The 21,527-nt window shown below is 37.1% G+C and carries 11 protein-coding genes; all 11 read right to left on the bottom strand.

Going from position 1 to position 21,527, the window contains the following annotated elements:
- Window positions 1–25 precede the first annotated feature (25 nt).
- Complete coding sequence (locus DFQ02_RS10970) at window positions 26–1,042, bottom strand: LacI family DNA-binding transcriptional regulator (RefSeq protein WP_116524483.1); 1,017 nt, start codon at window positions 1,040–1,042, stop codon at window positions 26–28.
- Between the two features lie 128 nt (window positions 1,043–1,170).
- Window positions 1,171–3,465 (bottom strand): hypothetical protein, encoded by a 2,295-nt coding sequence (locus DFQ02_RS10965; RefSeq protein WP_116524482.1) that lies wholly within the window; start codon window positions 3,463–3,465, stop codon window positions 1,171–1,173.
- A gap of 20 nt (window positions 3,466–3,485) precedes the next feature.
- Complete coding sequence (locus tag DFQ02_RS10960; protein ID WP_116524481.1) at window positions 3,486–4,913, bottom strand: glycoside hydrolase family 125 protein; 1,428 nt, start codon at window positions 4,911–4,913, stop codon at window positions 3,486–3,488.
- The gene (locus tag DFQ02_RS10955) at window positions 4,906–6,246 is read right to left on the bottom strand and encodes a GH36-type glycosyl hydrolase domain-containing protein (RefSeq protein WP_116524480.1); all 1,341 of its coding nucleotides are present in this window, start codon (window positions 6,244–6,246) and stop codon (window positions 4,906–4,908) included. The genes DFQ02_RS10960 and DFQ02_RS10955 overlap by 8 nt, the downstream gene beginning before the upstream one ends.
- 56 nt (window positions 6,247–6,302) lie before the next feature.
- Window positions 6,303–7,733, bottom strand: coding sequence for a glycoside hydrolase family 125 protein (locus DFQ02_RS10950; protein ID WP_116524479.1), 1,431 nt, complete (start codon window positions 7,731–7,733; stop codon window positions 6,303–6,305).
- Between the two features lie 6 nt (window positions 7,734–7,739).
- The gene (locus DFQ02_RS10945) at window positions 7,740–9,065 is read right to left on the bottom strand and encodes a glucosidase family protein (protein ID WP_116524478.1); all 1,326 of its coding nucleotides are present in this window, start codon (window positions 9,063–9,065) and stop codon (window positions 7,740–7,742) included.
- Between the two features lie 37 nt (window positions 9,066–9,102).
- Complete coding sequence (locus DFQ02_RS10940; protein WP_116524477.1) at window positions 9,103–10,149, bottom strand: mannonate dehydratase; 1,047 nt, start codon at window positions 10,147–10,149, stop codon at window positions 9,103–9,105.
- A 23-nt stretch (window positions 10,150–10,172) separates the two neighbouring features.
- Window positions 10,173–12,347, bottom strand: a complete 2,175-nt coding sequence (locus DFQ02_RS10935; protein WP_147297761.1) for a glucosidase family protein — start codon at window positions 12,345–12,347, stop codon at window positions 10,173–10,175.
- Between the two features lie 11 nt (window positions 12,348–12,358).
- A complete protein-coding gene (locus DFQ02_RS10930) occupies window positions 12,359–16,702 on the bottom strand; it encodes a glycoside hydrolase family 38 N-terminal domain-containing protein (RefSeq protein ID WP_116524475.1) in 4,344 nt (1,447 codons plus the stop codon).
- A gap of 250 nt (window positions 16,703–16,952) precedes the next feature.
- Window positions 16,953–17,840, bottom strand: a complete 888-nt coding sequence (locus DFQ02_RS10925) for an AraC family transcriptional regulator (protein WP_181896406.1) — start codon at window positions 17,838–17,840, stop codon at window positions 16,953–16,955.
- A gap of 105 nt (window positions 17,841–17,945) precedes the next feature.
- Window positions 17,946–21,527, bottom strand: a complete 3,582-nt coding sequence (locus DFQ02_RS10920) for a glycoside hydrolase family 38 N-terminal domain-containing protein (RefSeq protein ID WP_116524473.1) — start codon at window positions 21,525–21,527, stop codon at window positions 17,946–17,948.

Below are 21,527 nucleotides of genomic sequence, written 5' to 3'. Positions count from 1 at the left end.
GGTTAAGCAATTTTTTAAATAAAAATTAAATGCTTCCACAAGATTGTTTAATGTCCAGTTTGGTTTTCATTATTATATTTTTTGTTGTTACCACTTGGTTTTCAATAGCATCTAATAATAAGTCTACAGCGGTGTCTCCCATTTCTATTATGGGGAAATCAACCGATGTTAGGGGAGGGTCGAACAAATCGAAACCTCTATCTTTTCCAAAACTTACTATGGCTACTTCTTCGGGGACATTTATGTTGTTATGTTTTAGTAGGCGCAACCCTTCTTCAGCTAAATAGTGCGTGGCAAATACAATACCATCAACTTTTTCTTGATGTACCAATTCGAGCATCGCTTCTTTGAGACTGGCTTCTACATCATTGTAAGTTACGTGTTTAACAACATTGGTGTTATAGGTAATGTCTTTACTTTTAAGTGCTTGTTTATAACCTTTTAGGCGGTCTTTTATAGAATCTAGCTCTAAGGAAATGGTTATAAAACCAATGTGTTTTCTTCCGTTATCTATAAGTAGTTCTACGGCTGAAGTCACACCATCCTTATCTTCTAAGGCTACAACATTAGTCTCTATATCTGCGTATTTTCTACCCACAATTACAAAGGGAAAGTTTCCTTCTTTTAATTTTAAAATATCGTCGTGGTTTTTTTCACTCGACACGATTATAAGACCATCTACCTGCCTATCTAGCATAGACTGTATGATTTTTGATTCTCTTTCTGGAGACTCGCCTGTACTACTAAACACCACATTATAACCCAGTTTTTCTGCTTTTTTTTCAATGCGTCTGGCTATTTGGGCAAAAAAGCTATCTGAGATGTTAGGCACGATTAAGCCTATCATGTTACTTTTTCCTAAACTTAAGCTTCTGGCTAATTGATTGGGTTTGTAGCTGTGCGTTTGGGCATACTGTTTTATCCTATCTTGTGTTTCCTTACTAACTCTTTTTTCATCGCCTCTGTCGTTCATGACATAAGACACCGTTGTCTTAGACAGATTTAATGCAATAGCAATATCTTTAAGGGAAATACTTTTCAAAAGAACAATTAGTTTAACCGGTTAAGCAAATATATAAAAGTTTTCCATAAAATTTGAATTTCGAAAAGAAATCTTCAACTTTTAAAAATAATTTATTTACTAAAATTTAAACCGAAAGCACATTAACATCAGGGGTCTTCTTTAATCATAACAGGTTTATCATTGCTAAACTCAATGCGATAATAATCGTTTTTGTAGTAAACGTGGTGTAATGTTCCACTTTTACTAAAAGGCCAGATATTATAACTTTGAATCACTTTACCATCTATTTGCGGATTAAACCCAAAGAAATTTTTCAACATAACCTGGGATATACCTATACCAGAAGAGCTTTCACGATTATTCCAACCACGTTCTGCTATGCGAACCCTGGCAGATTTTGTAAATTTATTATCGCCCCACAGTTCTCTTGCTTGTGCCCAACAGCCCTCGAAAGTCACTGGTTCTATGTCGTGATAGAAAGATAGGGCATCATTGGCATACTCCATATTGGTCATGGCATCCATCACTTCTGGAACCCAGCCATCAAAACTTCCTAATGGTCCATGGTCTGGTCTATCGGAATCTTTGGAGGCAATATCTTTTAAAGACTGTGCTCGCATCCATAAATCTGTTCTTAATTCGGTATTAAGAAAGTCCATCATTTCATTTCGTATATCTACACTTACATCGTTAGCCAAATATTTTCCGAAGTAAATAAAATCTAGTACATGGCGTACTTCCACAGTTTTATTGTTGGGATATAAGCTATTCCAAACACCCTTGCCAGCATAGAGTTTCAGGATTTTTTTTGTCATTTCATTGGCTCTTTCTGCTAAATCTGTCGCTTTAGCTAAATTGCCTTTTTGTTTATATAGTGCCGAGGTTTCTCGCATCATCCATACATAGCCAATATTGAATGAAGGTACTATGTGTACATATGTTGGTACACATTCTAACAAATTCCAAGGATTTGGACCAAAATCGGCAAGCTGGTACAGCTCGTTTTCATACCCTTGTTTGCCATAACTCGAAAGGTTTTGCCAATTTAAAGCATAAGATTCTAAATGCTCCATTACAGTTTTGCCGGCAATTTTTTTATCTAAAAACTCGTAATCGCCTGTGGTTGTAATATAGGCTCGTATTATTCTAAATAGGCACCAGTAGTTTGCTGAGTAGCCATTGCCTACACCATGCCCGCTTAAATTATCTTTACCGTAGTGTAAATTGGGGTTGATGTCTGTCCATGCCATGATGTGTTCTTTCATCATTTCCGGGTCTACAACCGCCCAGAGTTCAGACCATATGGCAATATCCCAGTAAAACGTTGTGCTGGCACCCCATCTAGGGCCTCCTGTTAAATACACACGCTTGTGTTCTGGTAAGTTGGTATTCATCAAATAGAGTAGGGTTAAAGGCCCTGTGTAGTATACCTTTTTAGCTTTTTCGTCATTAGTTTCTAATACAGGAAAACATCCTGAGACCAGATCATTATTGGGTTTAAATAAATTTTCCCATTTATCTTCCCATTTTGTTTTTACGGATGCAAATTCTTTATCAAAATTTTTAGACCAATGTTTCGTTTGGGTTTTAATGGTGTCAATGTTGTCTCCGTAGGATAAAAAGTATTTTATTTTTTTAGAGGTTCCCGATGCCAATTTTAATTGCCAATGCGCTACACCACCACTATTATGTATCGATAGACTATCTGCAGTTGTTACAACAGTATATGAAGAAATTGCTGGCGTATTTTTACCTTGAATATAAATATTTTGAGCTTCTTTTTGAGCACTAAAGTGTGGCGTGTTTAGAATTTCGTTGTCGCTGGGCCAGTTTTTATCAATATCTTTATCATTTGATGTTATATGCTTTCGCATAGCTTCCAAAGCATCATTACGATGTTCAGAACGTTTGCCTGACCAATCTGGGTAGGGGTACCACCAATTCCAATTACCATCTTTGTATTGGTCTATGTATCCAATCATATCTAAATCTATTTTTACACCCTTTTCTGTGTTATCATTATTTGTTATTTCAATTTCCCACATGATGGCATTGTTTTCAACGAGCATTCTTGTAGAACTTTGTATTTCGAGTCCGTCTAGTGTTCCTTTTCGTAGTGCTTGATAAGGTTGCCAACGAAAGTGTGATGCTTCTGGTACTTTACCATTAATCTTTAGAGTTCCTGTGTGGTGCCCTCCTGAATAGGGTGCAGATACAAACCAACTTACCGAAGTTAAGTCGCGATTAAGCAATGCTTGACCTCTAAAGTTACGAATGGAGGGTTCTATGGCCATGGTATCTGAGGCCATCCATATTCCTGAAACTTCATCTATTGAAGGTACATGGTTTTTTATCTCTTGCGTTTTACGAGATGATATATTTTTGCAGCCTAAAGTACCAAATAAAAAAGTTATTATAAGGGCTACATGAAGTGGTCTCATTAGGCGTACTTTTATTATTACTAACTTAGTAATTCTGGATGCTTTTTAAGTAAAATCAATATCATTTCCCCAAAATAAGTGTTTACCCATGAAAACCAAGGGCGTGTGAATTTATCAGGATTATCTGGTAAATACGATTCGTGAATAAACCCAGTGCCAGCATTACTGCGCTTTAGTTGCTCTATACAAAATAGTATTTCATCTTCATTATTGGCGGTTAATGCTCTTGAAATTGTGCTTAACGGCCAAATCATTTTAGGAGGTTCAGCATAATGTGTACTCCCAATCCCTTCATCGCGCTTACCTCTTACAAATTTTGGATTCCAGTCGCTTAACAACCACTTTCTTGTATTTTGATATACAAAGTCTTCCACCGAACATGCCCCTACATAAGGCAGAGACATCAGATTCGGCACTGTTGATTCTTCGAGCAATATATGGCTCCCGTAACCATCTACTTCAAAAGCATACATATCTCCAAAGACACGATGATTGATGATGGCATAATCTTTTATGGCCTCATCTACTTGATCGGCCATTTCAAGACATAAACGGGCATGCTTTTTATTATTTCTTATGTTTTCAAACATTTCCGCAAGATGTTTGAGCTCTACTACGGCCATTAGATTATCAGGCACATAAAGCGGAAACACACAGGCATCATCCTGACGATGTGTGGCGTGGATCATTCCAATTTTACGGGTAGGTCGGCCATATCCATTATTTGCAACTACTTCGTTTGCCGACTGTGATATACGCATAAAAGAATAGGGTCCGGGACTTTCAAATCGTTGCTGTTCTTTCAACGTATCGTAAATAAGTACCATGGCTTTTTCCCAGTTATCATCAAATACTTGGGTATCGCCAGTTACCTTCCAGTATTCGTAGGCCAAACGAATTACAAACAGCAAGGAATTTATCTCCCATTTTCGTTCATGCAGTTCATCCTTCATGTCTGTTATGTCATTAATCCAATGGGTTTTTTCAGATATGTCTTTTTTAAATGCATTTGCATAAGGGTCTACTAAAACACAATCTGCTTGCCAGTTGATTAACCCAGCAACCATCTTTTTAAGCTTTTTATCTTTTTTGGTATATGGTATATATGGCCATACTTGGCATGTAGAATCTCTGAGCCACATGGCATTAATGTCGCCTGTTATAATGTGGGTTAAAGGTCTGCCGTTTTCTTCTTTATAAAAAACAGTTGTATCTAGCGTATTTGGAAAACAGTTTTCGAACAACCATGCCAGTTCGGGGTCTTTTAATTGTTTTTTTACCTTTTTTATGACTTGCTCTATAGATTCGCTAGTAAATAGCCGTTCTTGCTTTGGTGGCCTTTTGGATACAAAATTCTTAAGGGATGTTTGCGAAAGAGCAAATTGCGAACTTAATGCGAGTCCCATAGTGCCCAGTGCTGTTTGCTTTGCAAAGATTCTTCTATTCATTGTTTTCTTTGATTTGTAAAGCCTCGACTTTCATTAAATTAATAGCCTTTCCTAATGCGCCTGCGGCTCCCAGAAATAGATGGTTACCGTAGTGCTTATGGTCTATTACGGAGTACCATTCGTAAAATCCATCATTCTTAATTACTCGGTCTAGAAACGGACTTATTTCTTGATAAGCCAATTCTAGGTGTCCAGTTTCAATCATCGCCTCAATGGTGCGACCACCCCACCAGGTCCAATCTGCACAATTAACGTAGTTGTAGGGAACTGTTCCAGCTCCTTTATAAAAACTACCTAGAGGGTAAGGAGGCCAGTTAATTACAGCGATAGTCATGGCGCCTGACAATTCTTTGATGGCAAGCATTTTACGATAACTTAGTGCTATCTCTTCTTCAGTTAAAAAACCAGCCATTATAGCATAGACGGTTCCGCCCAGATAGTATATTTCGTCTTCATCAAATCCACTAAAAGGAGAGTCTTCCAGATATCTGTGCGGTATAATTTTCTTTCTTTGTTCATCCCAAAGATGTTTTCTTACATTGGTTTTTATGGATTCTTTTTCAGCACGCCATAAATCATATTTTTCCTTATCGTCTTTTATCCATTCAAGGTATTCATTGAGTGCAAGTACATAAATAGCGTTATCGTAAACATCTACACACCAGTGTGTGTCTTCTGTGGTGTAAACTCCCCAATCACTCTCTGGTTGTACATCTGTCCAGTCTATAGTAGTAGCTCCAATTATTAAACCATATTTTTCAGAGTACATTTTTGTTTTCAAAAAATTCAATGCCATTTCACAACGTTCAAGCACGGTCTTGCCATTGATGACTTTATTTAAAATCTCATTATCGCCTGTTGCTTTAATATATCTGCCTATGGCTAAAATCAAAGAAGATTCTTGGTCTGTTTCTACTGTGTTTTTGTGACCCTTAAAATCGGGTGCTGTTTTAGATAGCCTATAATCATACCCGCCAACGGTTGAAACCTCTGTGTAGCCATCAATGATATTGCCATCATCTCCCTGAAAATCAAAGAATAGTAACATTCTTTCTTTAATTAATTCAGGTGAATTAACTTCTAAGGCTACTTCAATAAAAGTTGCAAAGTCTCTAATCCAAGTTTCCTTGTAGGCATGTCCGGCTTGAAATCTTCCATCCTCAGGTTTTAAGGTTTGTTTTGCCTTTGCCAGAACAGAATCTAAACGTTTGTCTGCCAGAATAGTCTCTGCTAATTGTATTTTAGAATTATCTTGTTTTTCAGTTTCTTTTATAGAATTGGTACAAGAGTACAGTGCTAAAAACACTAGAATTACTCGAATAAGTTTATTCATAATAAAAAGTTTAGTTGTTTTTTAGATTTTTTATAGTTTGTCTTTATTGTAACAGTTTATGTTAACAAGTGAGGTTTTTCTTTTAAAAGCTTTAGAATCATCTCTCCATAAAAGGAGTTTACCCAGGCAAACCATGATCTTGTATATTCCTCAGGTTTGTCAACTACATACGATTCATGGATAAATCCTGTTCCTGCATCGGTATTTCTTAGCTGATTCAGACAGAATTTAATTTCATCGTCATCCTCGGTGGTTAATGCTCTTGAAATTGTACTTAATGGCCAAATTCTTTGAGGCGGTTGTGGATAGTGCGTACTACCGATACCTTCCGTCCATTCTCCTTTAATATATTGTGGGTTCCATTCACTTAAAAGCCATTTTCTGGTGTTTTTATAAATAGGATAATCAATATCGCAATAGCCTATATAGGGCAAGTTCATTAAGTTGGGAACGGTAGATTCTTCTTCAAGAATTCTGCCTCCGTAACCGTCTACTTCAAATGCAAATATTTTTCCAAATATTTCATGTTCAATGATAGCATCTTTTTCTACACCAGCCATGATTTGTTTTCTCATAACTTCGCAGGACCTAGCGCCTTCTTCATTGTTTTTGAAAGTACGGAACATATTAGCTAGATTTTCTAACTCTACAATAGCCATAAGGTTATCTGGTACATAAAGTGGTAAAATACATGGGTCATCTTGACGATGGGTGGCATGTATCATACCGTTTTTTCTGGTTGGGCGACCATAACCATGATTTACAAAATATTCGTAGTTATCCCCATAGTTTCTGGCATGTTTATAAGGCCCCGGACCATGAAATCGCTGTTGCTCTTTTAAGGTCTTTACTATAGTTAGCATGGCCTCTTCCCATACATCATCAAAAGGTGTTGTGTCTTTGGTTATTTTGTAATAGGCATCACATAGCCTGATGACAAATAACAATGAATTGATCTCCCATTTTTGGTGGTGTACACCTGGCTTTACTGGGTATTTTTCTGTAGACCAAGAGCTAACCCGCTCAAAATCATCATAAAAACAACATGCGTAAGGATCCCAAATAACAGATTTTACTGTTTGATTGATTAAGCCCGCAATCATCCGTTTTAATTTTTCATCTTCATTGAGATAGGGCATGTAAGGCCATACTTGGCAAACACAGTCTCGTAGCCACATGGCATCAATATCTCCTGTAATAATGTAGGTAAACGGTTTGCCATCTTTTTCTTTATAGTAAACAGTCGTATCTAAGGTGTTTGGGAAACAGTTTTCGAAAAGCCATGCCGTTTTAGGGTCTTTTAATTGTTTTTTAACATCCACAATAACTTTTTCAACGGCTTCACTGGTAAATAATCTTTTATTAACCGGGGGGCGCTTACTTACAAAAGCTTTGTCTTTTTGGTTAAACATGGCATAAGCTGGGTTTATAATTAATGCCCCGCCAGTGGCTAAGCCTGCTTTTTTTGAAAATTCTCTCCGGTCCATGGTTTATCATTGTTTAATTGAAATTTCTTCTTTCATTAATTTAATTGCTTTACCTAAGGCACCTGCGGCACCTAGAAACGTATTAGAGCCATGTGGTTGGTGGTCTATGGCAGAATACCATTCGTAAAATCCATCGTTTTTAATTACTCTATCTAAAAACGGACTTATTTCCTGATAGGCTAATTCTAGATGTCCTGTTTTTATCATAGCCTCGATGGTTCTACCTCCCCACCAGGTCCAATCGGCCGAATTTACATACACATAAGGGTCTACACCTGGGTTTAAAAAACTACCTTTAGGATATGGTGGGTAATTTATAACGGCTACTGTCATTGCTCCCGTAAGATTTTTAATGGCTAGCATTTTCTTGTAACTAATTTCTATTTCTTCCTCTGTTAAGAAACCTGCCATAATACCGTAAACAGTGCCTCCCAAATAGAAAATTTCATCTTCATCAAATCCAGTAAAAGGAGAATCTTTAAGGTATCTATGCGGTACAAATTTTTGGAGCTTTTCATCCCAAAGATGCTTTCTAACGTTAGCTTTTATTGATGCTTTTTCTGTATTCCAGAAGTTGTATTTTTCTGTGTCATCTTTTACCCATTGCAAAAATTCGTTAATAGCAATTACATAAATGGCATTGTCGTACACATCCACACACCAATGTGTGTCTTTGGTAATAAAAACACCCCACGGGCTTTCTGGTTGCACATCTGTCCAATCTACCGTGGTAGCACCAAAAAGCAGATTGTATTTTTCAGAATACATGTGTTCTTTTAAAAACATAAGAGCCATTTCGCAACGCTCCAGAACTGTTTTTCCGTTTTTGCTAAGGTTTAGTATATCTTTATCGCCAGTAGCATTGATATATCTTGCTATGGCCAATATTAAAGATGATTCTTGGTCGGTTTCAACAGTATTCTTATGCGCCTTGTATTTAGGTGCTGTTTCCGAAAAAATATAATCATATCCAGCCTCTGTAGCTATATCTGTATAGCCATCAACAATATTGCCATCTGTACCTTGGAAATCAAAAAATAATAAGATTCTTTCTTTAATCATTTCTTTTGAATTTACCTCAAGGGCAACTTCAACAAATGTGGAAAAATCACGTATCCATGTTTCTGGATAATTACTGCCTGCATTAAAGTTGCCATCTTTTGGTTGCAAGGTTTGTTCTGCCATAGCCAATACTTTATCTAGGCGTTTATCTGCTAGAATAGTCTCAGCTAATTCAAGCCTTGGGTCTTTGTCTTGTTTAGTTTCATTTTTGGACTTGGAACATGATAAAATCAAGAGAAAAACTATAGCTATGGTTGAAAATTTCTTCATGATAAAAATTGTGTGGTTTAATTTGTCTTAAAACATTTTAGTTGTCATGGTTTAAAGAAGCAATGATTCCTTTGATGTAACCAATAGTAAACGCTCTACCGCGTTCTTCCCAAGAAACATCGCCAATTATTTTGGGTACATGCCCCGGCATAATCATGCCTTTATACCCAACGTCTTTTAATTTTTTAAGCATCGCTACGGGGTCGTAGTATCCGGGCATATCTACAAATACTTCATTCAATTTGGTGTTATTTACTAATGAGTTTGATATGGTTTGAAAATGTACATACACTAGCTTATCTTGTTTTGCAAAATATTCTGTAACCTCGTCTAGGTTTTCGCCCATGGCTGAAAAATTACCCAAACAATATTGTAAACCATGGTTTTCACTTTCTACCATAGACATTCCTTTTTTATAGGCCTCAAAACTTCTAAAAAGCTGTGGCACGCCCGCTAAGGAAGGTACGGGTGGGTCGTTGGGATGTAGTGCTAGAGTTACCCCAGCTTCTTCGGCTACGGGTAAAACGCCCTCAAGAAAGTATTGGTAGTAATCCCACATTTCATCTTCTGAAAATACACGTCCGTGAGACAGTGGTGCTCTTTTAAAATCATCAAGGTCGATACTCATGGATTGTGCGCCACCACGAATAGGGTAGGTGGTAGAGGAACGCCAAACCCCAGTTGGAGTCCATCCATAACCTAATACTGGTATGCCAGCGGCACCCATATTGGCAATGGTTTCTTGTACGTGTTTTAACTGTTCTTCTCTACCTGGTTGCCCCATCATTATTTTATCATAGAAGGAAAACGGCATGTTTTCCAAGGCTAAAAACCGGATGCCTGCATTTTCAACGGTTTTACGTAACATGAGAAGGTCTTTATATTCCCATTGGTGGTCTCCTGGAAGGGGCAGACTGTCAAAATTGGTGTCGATAAGATTGTTCCTGTACATATTCAGGATAATTTCATCTACGCCCAACTGTTTTATAAGCATTAATTTATCTTCGGTTGGGTGCATAAAGGATCCGAATCCTGGGCGCATGGGTAAATCTTTCCATTGCCCCGTTTTTAAAAGTCGTTCCATAATTGTGTTAAACGCTACGCGTATTATTTTTTTATTGAATAGGTTTCGCCATAGAACTTGGTAGTTTCCAGTTGGCCATTTTTGTAAATTGAAAATGTTTTTCTTTCTAGTTGAATGCTGTAACTGTCATTGTTCCATTGTACATTTTCTAGCAAAGCTGTACCAATATCCTCATGGTTATAGGGTTTTATGGATAAACTGTTTTCTTGAATGTTTATACCAAAAGTTCCAAAAATAATGGCTTCCATTCCAGCTCCGGCCGCAATTTGTAAGGGCATTGATGAACGGTCTGCCTCAGGAGCATCAATACGTGGGTTTTGCGGTAAATATGGAAAATGGTCTATATAGCGGATATTACGTTTTAATACATCCCATCCTTTTCCTGCAAATCCTTTTTGGTATAGGTTTCTCGAAATTCGTCCTGGCATTCCTGCATATTGGCCACCGCCACCCCAGTCGGAGTCAATTAAATCCCAATGCACGCTATCTCGTCTAGCTATGGAATACACCCCATATTTTCCTAAAAACTCGCCTTCTTGCAGATGGCTAACTAATTTATAGGCTTGGTGCGAGGGTAAATAATCGGTACCTAATAAATCGAAAAGGTGGTAAGTCCAAATAGTACCTTTGGTGCCGTCTGGATAGTAGTTGTCAAACCAGCCCAATTCTTCATTCCACATGTACTCATCAACTAAAGATTTTAGTTTTTCTGCATCTTTAAAGAATTTCTTTTCCAATTTGCTTTCCTTTCTTTTCTTCGCCCAATCGGCCATAGTGTATAACAAATCGATGGTAAGTGTATTGGTAATGGGTACCGCATGATTATAACCATCGGTTCGGATTTCGATTATTTTTTCGGTATTGTAGCCAACATCAATCAATCCTAAGTTATTGGTGTAGTTGTTCTGTAATTCGTCTACCCAAGCTTGCATCCATTCCCATACGGTTTTACCAGCGGCCTTTTCATCAAAAATGGTGTAATCGTTTGTATGGCGTAAATAGGCTTCAATCATAATTTGAAGCGCAAAAGGTTCTTGAATGTAGAGTATTTCCCAATGTGCTCCGTTCCATCCTACATAGGTTTTTTTGAGTTGTACTTGCTCAAAATCGGTTATGATAGCACCTTTTAAGCTTTCTGGCTCTAACATGGCCAACACATCGGACGCGTATGAGTTATCCCAACTAATAGTATATGGCCAGGTGCCCACAGCCCAAAATACATCGGTTATATAATTCGGGTTTTCGTAACGACTCATCATTACCGATAATAGACAGCGATAATAATACTCTTGAAGCTGCTTATTAGAACTGGTTAAAACTGGCATTTGTTTGTAAGCCCAAGCTAGCATATCACGCGTCTTTTTATCTGCTTGTTCCATACGTTCTTTAATGTCGGCCTGATACACCTCTGGAGCGCCATTTTGAGGTTCGTAAAACTTAACCGCAAAATAATAGGTGGTGGTTTCTCCGGCAGCAATACTAATCTCAAACCCTTTGTCGGTAGTTTCCTTTATGGAAGAAGAAACACGGGCATGTGCCATGTCACTACCTATGGTAAAGGCATCAATTTGCTTCGATTTTGTATCACCCTGTTTAAAATGACACACCATGTGCTCCGCCACCTGATTGGGCATGATGGTCATGTTTAAAGCTTTGGAATTACGATTGGTTAATTGAAGTTTGATAAAAACTTCATCGTCTTCAAAAGACACATTGGTCCAACTTTTTGCTGAAAAACTTACCCAGGTTTGGTTATACTTCTTGTGGAACGTAGCAGTTCTAACATATTGGTTGGGTTGCCATGTTTCATCTTGGGTTACCATGATGGATGGTGAATTGGGACGGAAATTAGACCCTAGTGGGTCATAACTCTTGCCATCATCAATCCATGATTTCCATTTTACAGGTACGTCATCTTCAATAATACGGCCAGTGCCTTTATCGAAAAAGTTCAAATTGAAATGATATCGGGTAGATTCAATTGGCAAGAACCACACATTGGTAAATTGGGTGACACTGTATTGACGTGGTGATATAAAACCACGATAGTTTACTAACAGGACTTGCTGATCATCAAAAGTCATATCTTCCCTATCCATGGCATAATATTCAGGGTCTGCAGGGGTGTGTTTTATTTGCCCAAAGACAGATTGCACGGTAATTGTTAAGACGCTAAAGACTACTAATTTAATTTTCATATTATATGTTTTTACTCTATTGGTAATAAGTCGGTTACTCTAATCGATTTCTTTTTGTCATCTAGTATGGTTACTTCGTTTAACCTTATCAAACCATCTTGTTCGTCATTATTTATTGTAGGTAATTTATCTTTTTCGAATAAAATCATGATACCGTCGGCAGAAATGGGTTGGTTAAACGTAACATGAAAGGTGTTTCTAATGTCCTTGTCTGGAAGAGATTCAAAATTAATTTCAGTTAATTCTTCTCCGTTTCTTGCATAGAGACGGAATTGATCGTGAATTGGGAAAATTTCACCTCTATCTGCTATCATTGTCATACCTCCAACAATGCTATCGTCGTCTAAATTAAAGCCTAGCCAAACATCTTTGGGTTGTTCTTTGGTGCCACCTCCGTATTGTTTGGAAACCCAACCACTGTAGTAGCTACCATCGGTTGCTTTTAAGGAATTGAAATAATCATTATAATCCGATTGACTCATGTTTTGGTTAACATCAACAAACCTTCTGTAGCTGTAAACCAAGTCTTTTGTATTTGCCTTATAGGCTTTTACGTTGATGATACTTCTTTCTGTAATTTCGAAAGGCCCCGTATATTTTTTCGGTTCGCTTGTGATTTTTCTACCTTCTGTGTAATAATACATATCAAAACCAGATGCTTCACTGGTAATAGTAACGATGGTTTTAGGTCTAAAGGTTTCAAAGGTTTTACTTCCCACAAATTCGTGAGAAATATTAATAGGCACATGTTTCATGTAAGCATAAGATGCATCTGAATAGGGCCCAACATTATTGTTGTTATCTACAGCAGCTACTTTGTAATAATAAGGCTTATTAACTTTTACTGTTTTGTCGGCGTACATTTGTCGGTTCAGTTCCGCAGTGCTATAAGTTTTATGGAAGGTAATAGAATCTTTTGAAGGTATAAGTTCATGAATAAGGTTTTCTCTATTTGGTACGAAGTTTGGTTCTTCGCTTCTATGAATCCTATATTTATCGACATCTTTTTCTAAATTGGTGTAAAACCATAAGTTGATATAATCTTCTTGTGCCAAAGGTGATACGTGTACATTATAAACACCAAGGACTTTATTGGGTTTAGAATCCATCGCATCACTATCGGGTGTTTTACACGTTACAACCCCAGGGGTATTACCACGATTGTTTGCTTTGTCAATGGGCTGAACCCTGTAATAATAAGTTGTATTAGGTTCTACTCGATTATCCCCCCAGCCACCATAGTTCAGTTCGGTTTTGTCTATATATACATTAGTCTCGCTTGTTCCAATAAAATTTAAAGCATTTGGCTCGCAAGAGGCCTCTAAGCTTCTAAAAACGTTATAATGGCTTAGGTTATCAATATTTCCTTTTGGTTGCCAAGATATTTTAACTTCTTCATTAGAAAGGGCTTCAGCGTTTACCATTAAACTTAAGTGGGAAAGGTTGGAATCATTTAAAAGGCGAAGTGTTTTAACACCGTGACCGTTTATTTCAAACTCAACTTCATTATTGGTTACATTTATTTCAGTTTTGTCTTTTTCAATAAGGTTCAAAATATAAGCTTTACTAATGTTTTGATTTAAATTGAATGTTGCTTTTACCTTGGTGGTTTTGCCTTCCATTTCAAAAAATCTAACAATAAAACCATCCCCGTTAGCTTCTGCTTTTTTTAAGGTTGTACAGACTACATTGTCCTTGTCCGTGGTTAAGAATGTTCGCTCACTAGGAAGGTTGGCTTCTTTGTTTTTTTGAATGTACTGTGATACTAAAGGGTGAGAACTTTCCCAACCAAAAGTGGGTGCGTTGCCTTCTTGCCAATTGCCCTTATGACTGTTTATAGAAAACGTATATTTTTTTAACCCAGGTTGGTCTACTTGTACGTTGGTCTGAAAGAAATTATTCATTAAAAACAGGAACATGTTACTGTTTTCTGGCTTTACAATATCCTCTTTTGGTCGGCGCCCATCGTTGTTCCAATAAACGGGCCTTGGGTGACCGTAGTTTACCAAATTAGTTTCTATTGTTGATAGGGTTACCCCGAAATCTTCGTTGGAAGCATCGGCAAAATGTTGTATGGCATAAAATGACGACTCTGCCGATTCGAATTGTAGGTCTTTGTTTCCTGGTTGGGTTACCCCGCCCGCTAACTCATGATGGTGCTGATAAATAGGCACTTTTACAGGTATTGCACAAAATGAAGCTTCTTTCAAGTATCTGTTCCAACCGGAAATTAAAGCTTCTCCATTAGATAATTTATTGACTTCCAAATCAAAATCAAGTTTCTTTTGGTTATGGTGTACGTAAACAATAAGCTCTACCTTATCGGTAAGGTAGGCGTCTTGAATTATATGGATTTCGTCCATCATGTCTCCTTCATATACTTTAATGTCTGTAAAGGTTGCTTTCTTCCAGTCTCTACTAAAATGATCGTAATGAATGTATTCACCCAGAGCGTAGGGAGCATTTTTATCAACAATATTTTTGTTTAATTCTTTGTCTATAACATCCGATATCAAGTTTTTTTTGGTATCCACGGATATCTTGTAAAAATCATTTTCTAACGAAGATCTACCACTAAATATCGAGGTGTTGAAAGTTGGCTTTTTAACTTCTTTAAGAGCAAAAGTTTTATAACCCATGGCTGGAATATCCTTGGCATAAAACACCAATTTACCGTTGGTCAATTCTTGAACTTTTATAGGCTTATTGGTATCTGGGTCGATAATGTTAAAGTACTTAAATGGAATTTCATCCTTGTTAAGGTAAACCACATCGTTTCGTTTCCAGTTTAAGCTATTATAAATAACAATGGCGTCTGATTTGGTTTTTATTTCAGAACCCAATTTTTTAAGCGATGTTTGAAGTGCATTTTCGTTGTATGCAATAGCCTCGTCAACCAACGTCTCATGCATGGCATTTTCGGTTTCATAGTATTTATGATTACCTCCGTCATAGCATCCATTGGTGTGTTCATGATACATAATAATACGGTTATAAGCCTGAAAAATATCCTTTTCTGGGTAGCCGCCACTGGTATTCATCGCCATGGTTGCTATTTTTTCTGTAGTAGGTATTTCGTAGTTAGCTCGTCTTGCCTTGGCTAAAAGGTCTGCATCTATAATTTCTTGGTCGTTCCAGCTATCTGGCGCATCTTTGGAGGTTTCCTCTATTGTCGCTCCCTCGTTTATTTGAGATTCTAAATCTTCGAAATAAGAACTAACGAGCGAGCATCTAAATTTTGGGTATTCATATTTAGCATTCCATGCTTTTATGTTGGTGGCATTTTCTAAGGTTGGCACAGAGAAATCATGACTATCGTATGCCAAAATACAGTCGTACTGCCAATCTAAATCCACATGCCGATTGATAAGATATGATACACCTTCCATATCCCAAGTAGCTACTTTGTTGGGCGAGTAGTAAGAGTCTGATCTACAAATGGGGACATTATCGGTATCACCATCTGGACTTATCCACTTAAAGGCTGGTTTGTCAAACATGTCATATAGACAATTTGGGTGGTTACTCCCATGCATGAAATATGATATATCTGATTCTTTTAAGTATAATGGCCAAGAGCGGGTTATTCCTGTAACATCATTTATAAGGGCAAGTTTTGAAGGTTCAACGTTCAATTTATCAATAACATAGCGGTTTGGGGTGTAGAAGCTACGTGCCAACATTTCATAACCCACCATTTGTGAAGATATGGTGTTATGGTTGGCAGAAAAGCCTATTCTCCCTTCGTTCACCCTTAGTTCAAATTCTTTAATCCTTTCGGGTGTCTGCTTAGAAATCCAACGAATTAGTGGTTCACTGGTTTCTATGTTCCATCTAAATTGGTTGTTTTCATCCCAATCATCGGTTTGTCTGCAAAAGTCTAGTGCTGTATCAATGCCTGCTTCACGTACGGCTTTTCTAATGTTTTGATAGTAGGTTATAAAACCTAAATCCTGATGGGAAACGGCCGCATAATAGACCTTCCATTTTTTTTGAGGAAGCCACGTAAGCGTTTTTTGTGCTACCATTTGGCCTCTACTATTTGAAAGTTCTAGGATAACTTTAGTTGCTTCGCTCACATCGGCAATTATAATATCATGTACCGAGCTACCTTTTGCCAAAGTACCTAAATCTTGATAATAGGTTTCTAAGCCCCCCATCTCAACTTTTAACTTTATTGGGGTTTCTGTTGATTTGTTTTCAATACTAAGTTTTACTAATTGTCTTAGAACTTGTCCATTTTTAACTTTAGGAAAGAATGGCGTGGGTTTTACATCTGTGATTTCAATTTTTGAGTTTTGAGCACTTAATGAAAGGCCACAAATTAAAGCTACTAGGATTATAAAATTTCTCATAATTTTTTAAAATGTGAATACTGGTATTGTTGATTTAAAAACCCAGACAAAACATATCACTTTTTAATAAAGCAGATGAATGAACCAAAAGGGCATTCAAAAGTCTTAATTTATGGGAAGCAATAGTTTAGTGGTTTTTAATAATCTGAATAATAAATGTTATTCCATGTAAAATTAAGTGTAATATTGATATCATTGTGATATAAAAATTGCTAATAATGAGTCAATATTAACTTTATAGTTTTTTGGTTTATTTATTTACCTGTGTATTTACTTTTAAAAATTGCCTTGGCGTAAGTCCGTTGTTTAATGCTTTAAACTTTTTATTGAAGTGTTGAATGGTAGGAAAGCCAGCATGTAGCGCAATCGTATTTATAGACTCTCTTTTAGTTTCTAGAAGGAGACGTTTTGCATAATTAATACGGTATTCGTTTAAGAAGTCAAAAAATGTTTTTCCTGTTTTTTGTTTGAATAATCGGCAGAAGGAAGGTCTTGTTAAACAGGCTATATCTGCGATTTCCTGTAAGGTGATTTTGTCTTTAAAATTAGTTTCAATGTAACTAAAAATCTTGTTTAAAAGGCCATGGTCTTTGCTTGTTAATTGTGGTAAATAACCAGGGCTTGCTAGGAGTTTGAAATCTTTAGCTTCGGTTAATTCAAAGAGTAAATTGAATACCGATATCCATTTTCTTAGTCCATTTTTATCATTAATATCTAAAAAAAGGGGTTTAATTTTTGCACTGGTTTTAGGTGAAAATGTAATACCTCTTTCTGCCAATTCAAACAGCTGTAAGAGTGGTTGTAGTTCTTGGGCTTTTTTGAACATAGTGAGCATGAGGTCTGGCGGAAATTGAAGCGTAATCCGTATGCTTCTATCCAAATCTTTATGCTCTAAAGAAGGCTTTGAACTATCATTTACCCACCTATGTGGTAAATTAGAGCCAATTAAAACTAAATCGCCAGCTTTATATCTGGAGGTATGGTCACCAATGTAGCGAACACCTTCACTTTCTAAGATTAATGTTAATTCTAACTCAGGATGAAAATGCCAAGGCATATCAAAATCAGCTTGGTCTATATAGGTGCACCTAAATGGAGTTTCCTCATCGAACAGGATTTTATAGAAGGATGCTTTCATTTCGTAATTAAATTCAGTTAAAGTTAAAAATAACTGACATAAAATAAAGCCGGCCATCCTAAAAATGAGATAGCCGACTTTGTTCTTGGAAAATACTAAGGGTTATTAATCTGTTTTTAAACTATAAGTTTCTATCGCATACTTGCCAATTTCTAATTGAGGTGCAATGGGTACAGGGTTTTCTTCAATAATATTGGTATGATGGTACGATTTAATATCAAAATAAGATGATACATTTACGGTTTCTGTACTACCCTCCACATTATACATTCTAGCTATAAAATCTTCAGAATCTTCTGCCTTTTTAATGGTTGTGATAATGATATTTTCAGCATCAATAGAGAAGAAACTTAATTTTTCAGATAAATAAGGTTTTGATGCGGTTATCGGATTCACCACCACTTGAATAGGCTCGTTTTTTTGTTTCGCTATTTTTTGCCCTAACACACTACCTGCTTTAGTTGAGGTGAGCACATTATGAAAATCGTGGTTTCCACCCTGTGAATATTCATTACCTTCCCAATGACATGATGTTCTGCTTGCTAATAATACGTGTTGTAAAATATTGCTATCGGTTTTTCCAGTTGGGTCTATCCAGTCGGCAGCAGCCACAGAGGAACTTAATGTAATAGAAACTTCATTATCAGTAGCCGAAATCCAATCGATGATAGCTCTTGGGTGCACATCTTTACACAATGGGGTATAGCGTTCTCCAGCGGTTTCTATTTCATCTTTGCCAACTTTTACAGTACCAAAAGGCACCTCATGGGCTATTTCAGGATTGTCCATGTTCACAGGGAAAGCGGTTCTAAACTCTCTATAGAGTTCCCCAGACCAATTGCGTAAACTGGTGTTAAAATACACGCGTTTTAAGTTGTGGTACAATGTGATGTCTTGCCTAACAATGGCGTGTTTTATTTGTTGCTCTACTCTATATTTGGTATATACAGGGCCGTTTTCTAAAACTTCCCAATCGGTATTGTGTATACTCACTTGGTCATAATCCACCATAGTGGGTTGCTGTACATCTCCAAACTCTCCCGCGCCATTACCAATAGACTGCATCGTGAATACATCGCCTGTTTTAAATACGCTATTATCGAACAGTTCTTTGTTCAATTCTTTATCGAAAACGGAGGTCATACCACCTTTTTCAAAGTTGATGCGATAATAAGGGTTTTCGTAAGCACTTTTTGTTGCATCGGTATTGTTGGCAAAGGTTGTTTTTTTGTTTTGCACATAATACGTGGCGTAACCTATCGATGGAATATTTTCAGCGATAAAAGTAACATCAGCACTTTTTAGACTTCCATCATCGTGATATTTGGCATTGGTAATTTGCGATGGTATTTCTTTTTTGTCTTTATTTACTATAGTGATACCGTTTTTAAAACCCTTTGGAAATTGCAGGCTGGTGGTTACTGGGTCTGTACGTTCCCAAGATAAACTATTAAAAAGCACAATAGGTACTCCTATTCTTTCATTTTTCTTGATTTTAGAAGCAATGAGATCTAAACCTTCATTTAAAAGGTTTTGTCCCATGGTTCTGGATTTCACCAGATTTTCTTTAAACAAATTATCGGTAACGTCGCCATCATGTCCACCCCAGCCGTGGTCTGGATAAATCTTGGCTTGCCAAGCTTCATCAAAAGCTCCAAACGGATAAGGCGCTTTAACAGGGTCTAGTTTATTGGCGATGGATAGAAATTTTTCTGCTGCTGGCAGTAATTTGGAACCCTCTCTACTTGCAGTAAGGGCATCATGATGCCCAGGCCCGTGAATATAAACCCATACATTGGGGCGCTCGCCCATAATAGTATCTACTTTTGTGGCATGTTTTTCGGCTAAAGGCAAGTATTCGTCAACCGTCATGAGTTCCATTTTAGGTAAATTCACTTCAATCTCTTTTCTGTCACTATCTTTTACTTTTTCAAAAGTGTTCCATGTATCAATGTAGTCTGAATAATCAATGGCTGGCAACATGTCTTGGCTAGACAAAAGCGGGGTGTGTATTTTACCGTCTTCAAAACTGTTTTCCCACCACAATATTTGCTCCGCGCCGTATTTCATTTTGCTGTTCATATCTCTTGAGAGGTATAGTAAATCGTTTCCGTAGTGGCCAGGGGAGTAGGTAAACACCGAACTGCCATCAGGACTTGCCCAATGGAACAAGCCTTTAGCATGTCTGCTAATAACCATATAATCTACACCTGCTTTTTTAAGTATTTGAGGGTACTGCAGCGTTTTTCCTGGTACGTCTACATTCCAGTACACTTTGGAGTCGTAACCACCAAAGGTCTTTTTTACCCATTTTTTACCCAGGTACAATTGGCGTACTTGGTCTTCGGCGTCGTACATGTCTTCATAAGGACAGTTATAAGTGGCGCCAACAGATACCAATTTTCTATTTAATAATTCTGTAATTTGAGCTTCAGATCCCGGGTGGCGGTCTATGTATTCGCGTAACATTAAGCCATCTTCAATATCAAAACCATAATCGTCGCGAATAAATGCGTCTTTAAGTACTGGAGCCAGAAGTAGGGTGTCTCTTAAAATAATGCATACCGCTGGTCTGTCTACCCAAGCAATATCTTGGTGGCTTGAATTCATTATGGATACTAGTCCAGTTTCATACTTCTTATCGAAAAAATCATCGTAAGTATCAAAGAATTCAGGCTTGTAAAGTTTGGCTAAAGAGGCAGTCCAGTAGGGGTTATAGTTGGTCATATGATGATATATAAAAGGACCAACGATGTCGGTTTTCATGCCAGAGCCATCACCTTTTTCAAAAGTTATGTTTATAGTTTCATTGTTGTAAATGACCTCAAAATTATGTTTGGGGGCGCTAATTTCAAAAGATGCTTTTGCTAGTTCTCCTTGGCCTTTAAAAGTTTTTAGTTGACTCTTTTTTCCATCAGAAATTAATTGAATGGATTTACCAGCAAAATGAGCAGGCGCATCTACATACAGCATATTATCTTTCTGTTTGATGCTAAAGGCCATTTCTTCTGTAACCGATTTGTTGATGCGCTCAACTACATCGGTTCCTTTAAAAATCATAAACCAACAATTAGAATTTTTTTTGCGACCTATCACTTTAATTTTGGCACTTTCTCCTTTTGTGATTTTGTAAGTAGGGACCGATAGCCTAAAAGCCCCGAGACCATCCCCATTGGCATCACGCCTAACCAAAATGTATTCAGCATTACCATTACCCGGATTTTCGGTAACAGACAAGGTACCATTTTTGTTAGAATTGAAGGTGAGCAAGTGTTGGTCGTTTACAAAAACATCAAAGGATTCTCTTAAATTAAAGTCGATGTCGCTTAGAAAAAAGAAGTTAACTATATCCTTATTATAGTTTTTAGGTACTTCGCCTGTTAGAAATTCAAAGCCCATTTTGCCAGTTGTAGCCCTTGCAATCATGGAAACATTCATATCTTCTCTGAGCGAAGGATATAGGAAAAATTCTGAGCCAGAAAGCATTTCTTTGTAGCCTTCAATATCATCTTTGCATATTTGATGTAAGTGGTAATTGGTGTTTAGCTCTTGAATGTGACTTATACTTGTACCGCCACCATGATATGTTATGTTTGGTAATGTGTTAGCATAGGATAAGCATGTTACCAGTACAATGCTTAATTTTAAAAACAGATATTGCATTACTTTTTGATTCTTAAGCGTCAT

This window comes from Seonamhaeicola aphaedonensis (assembly GCF_003386195.1).
Lineage (GTDB): Bacteria > Bacteroidota > Bacteroidia > Flavobacteriales > Flavobacteriaceae > Seonamhaeicola > Seonamhaeicola aphaedonensis.
This window is presented reverse-complemented; position numbering and strand designations above follow the sequence as displayed.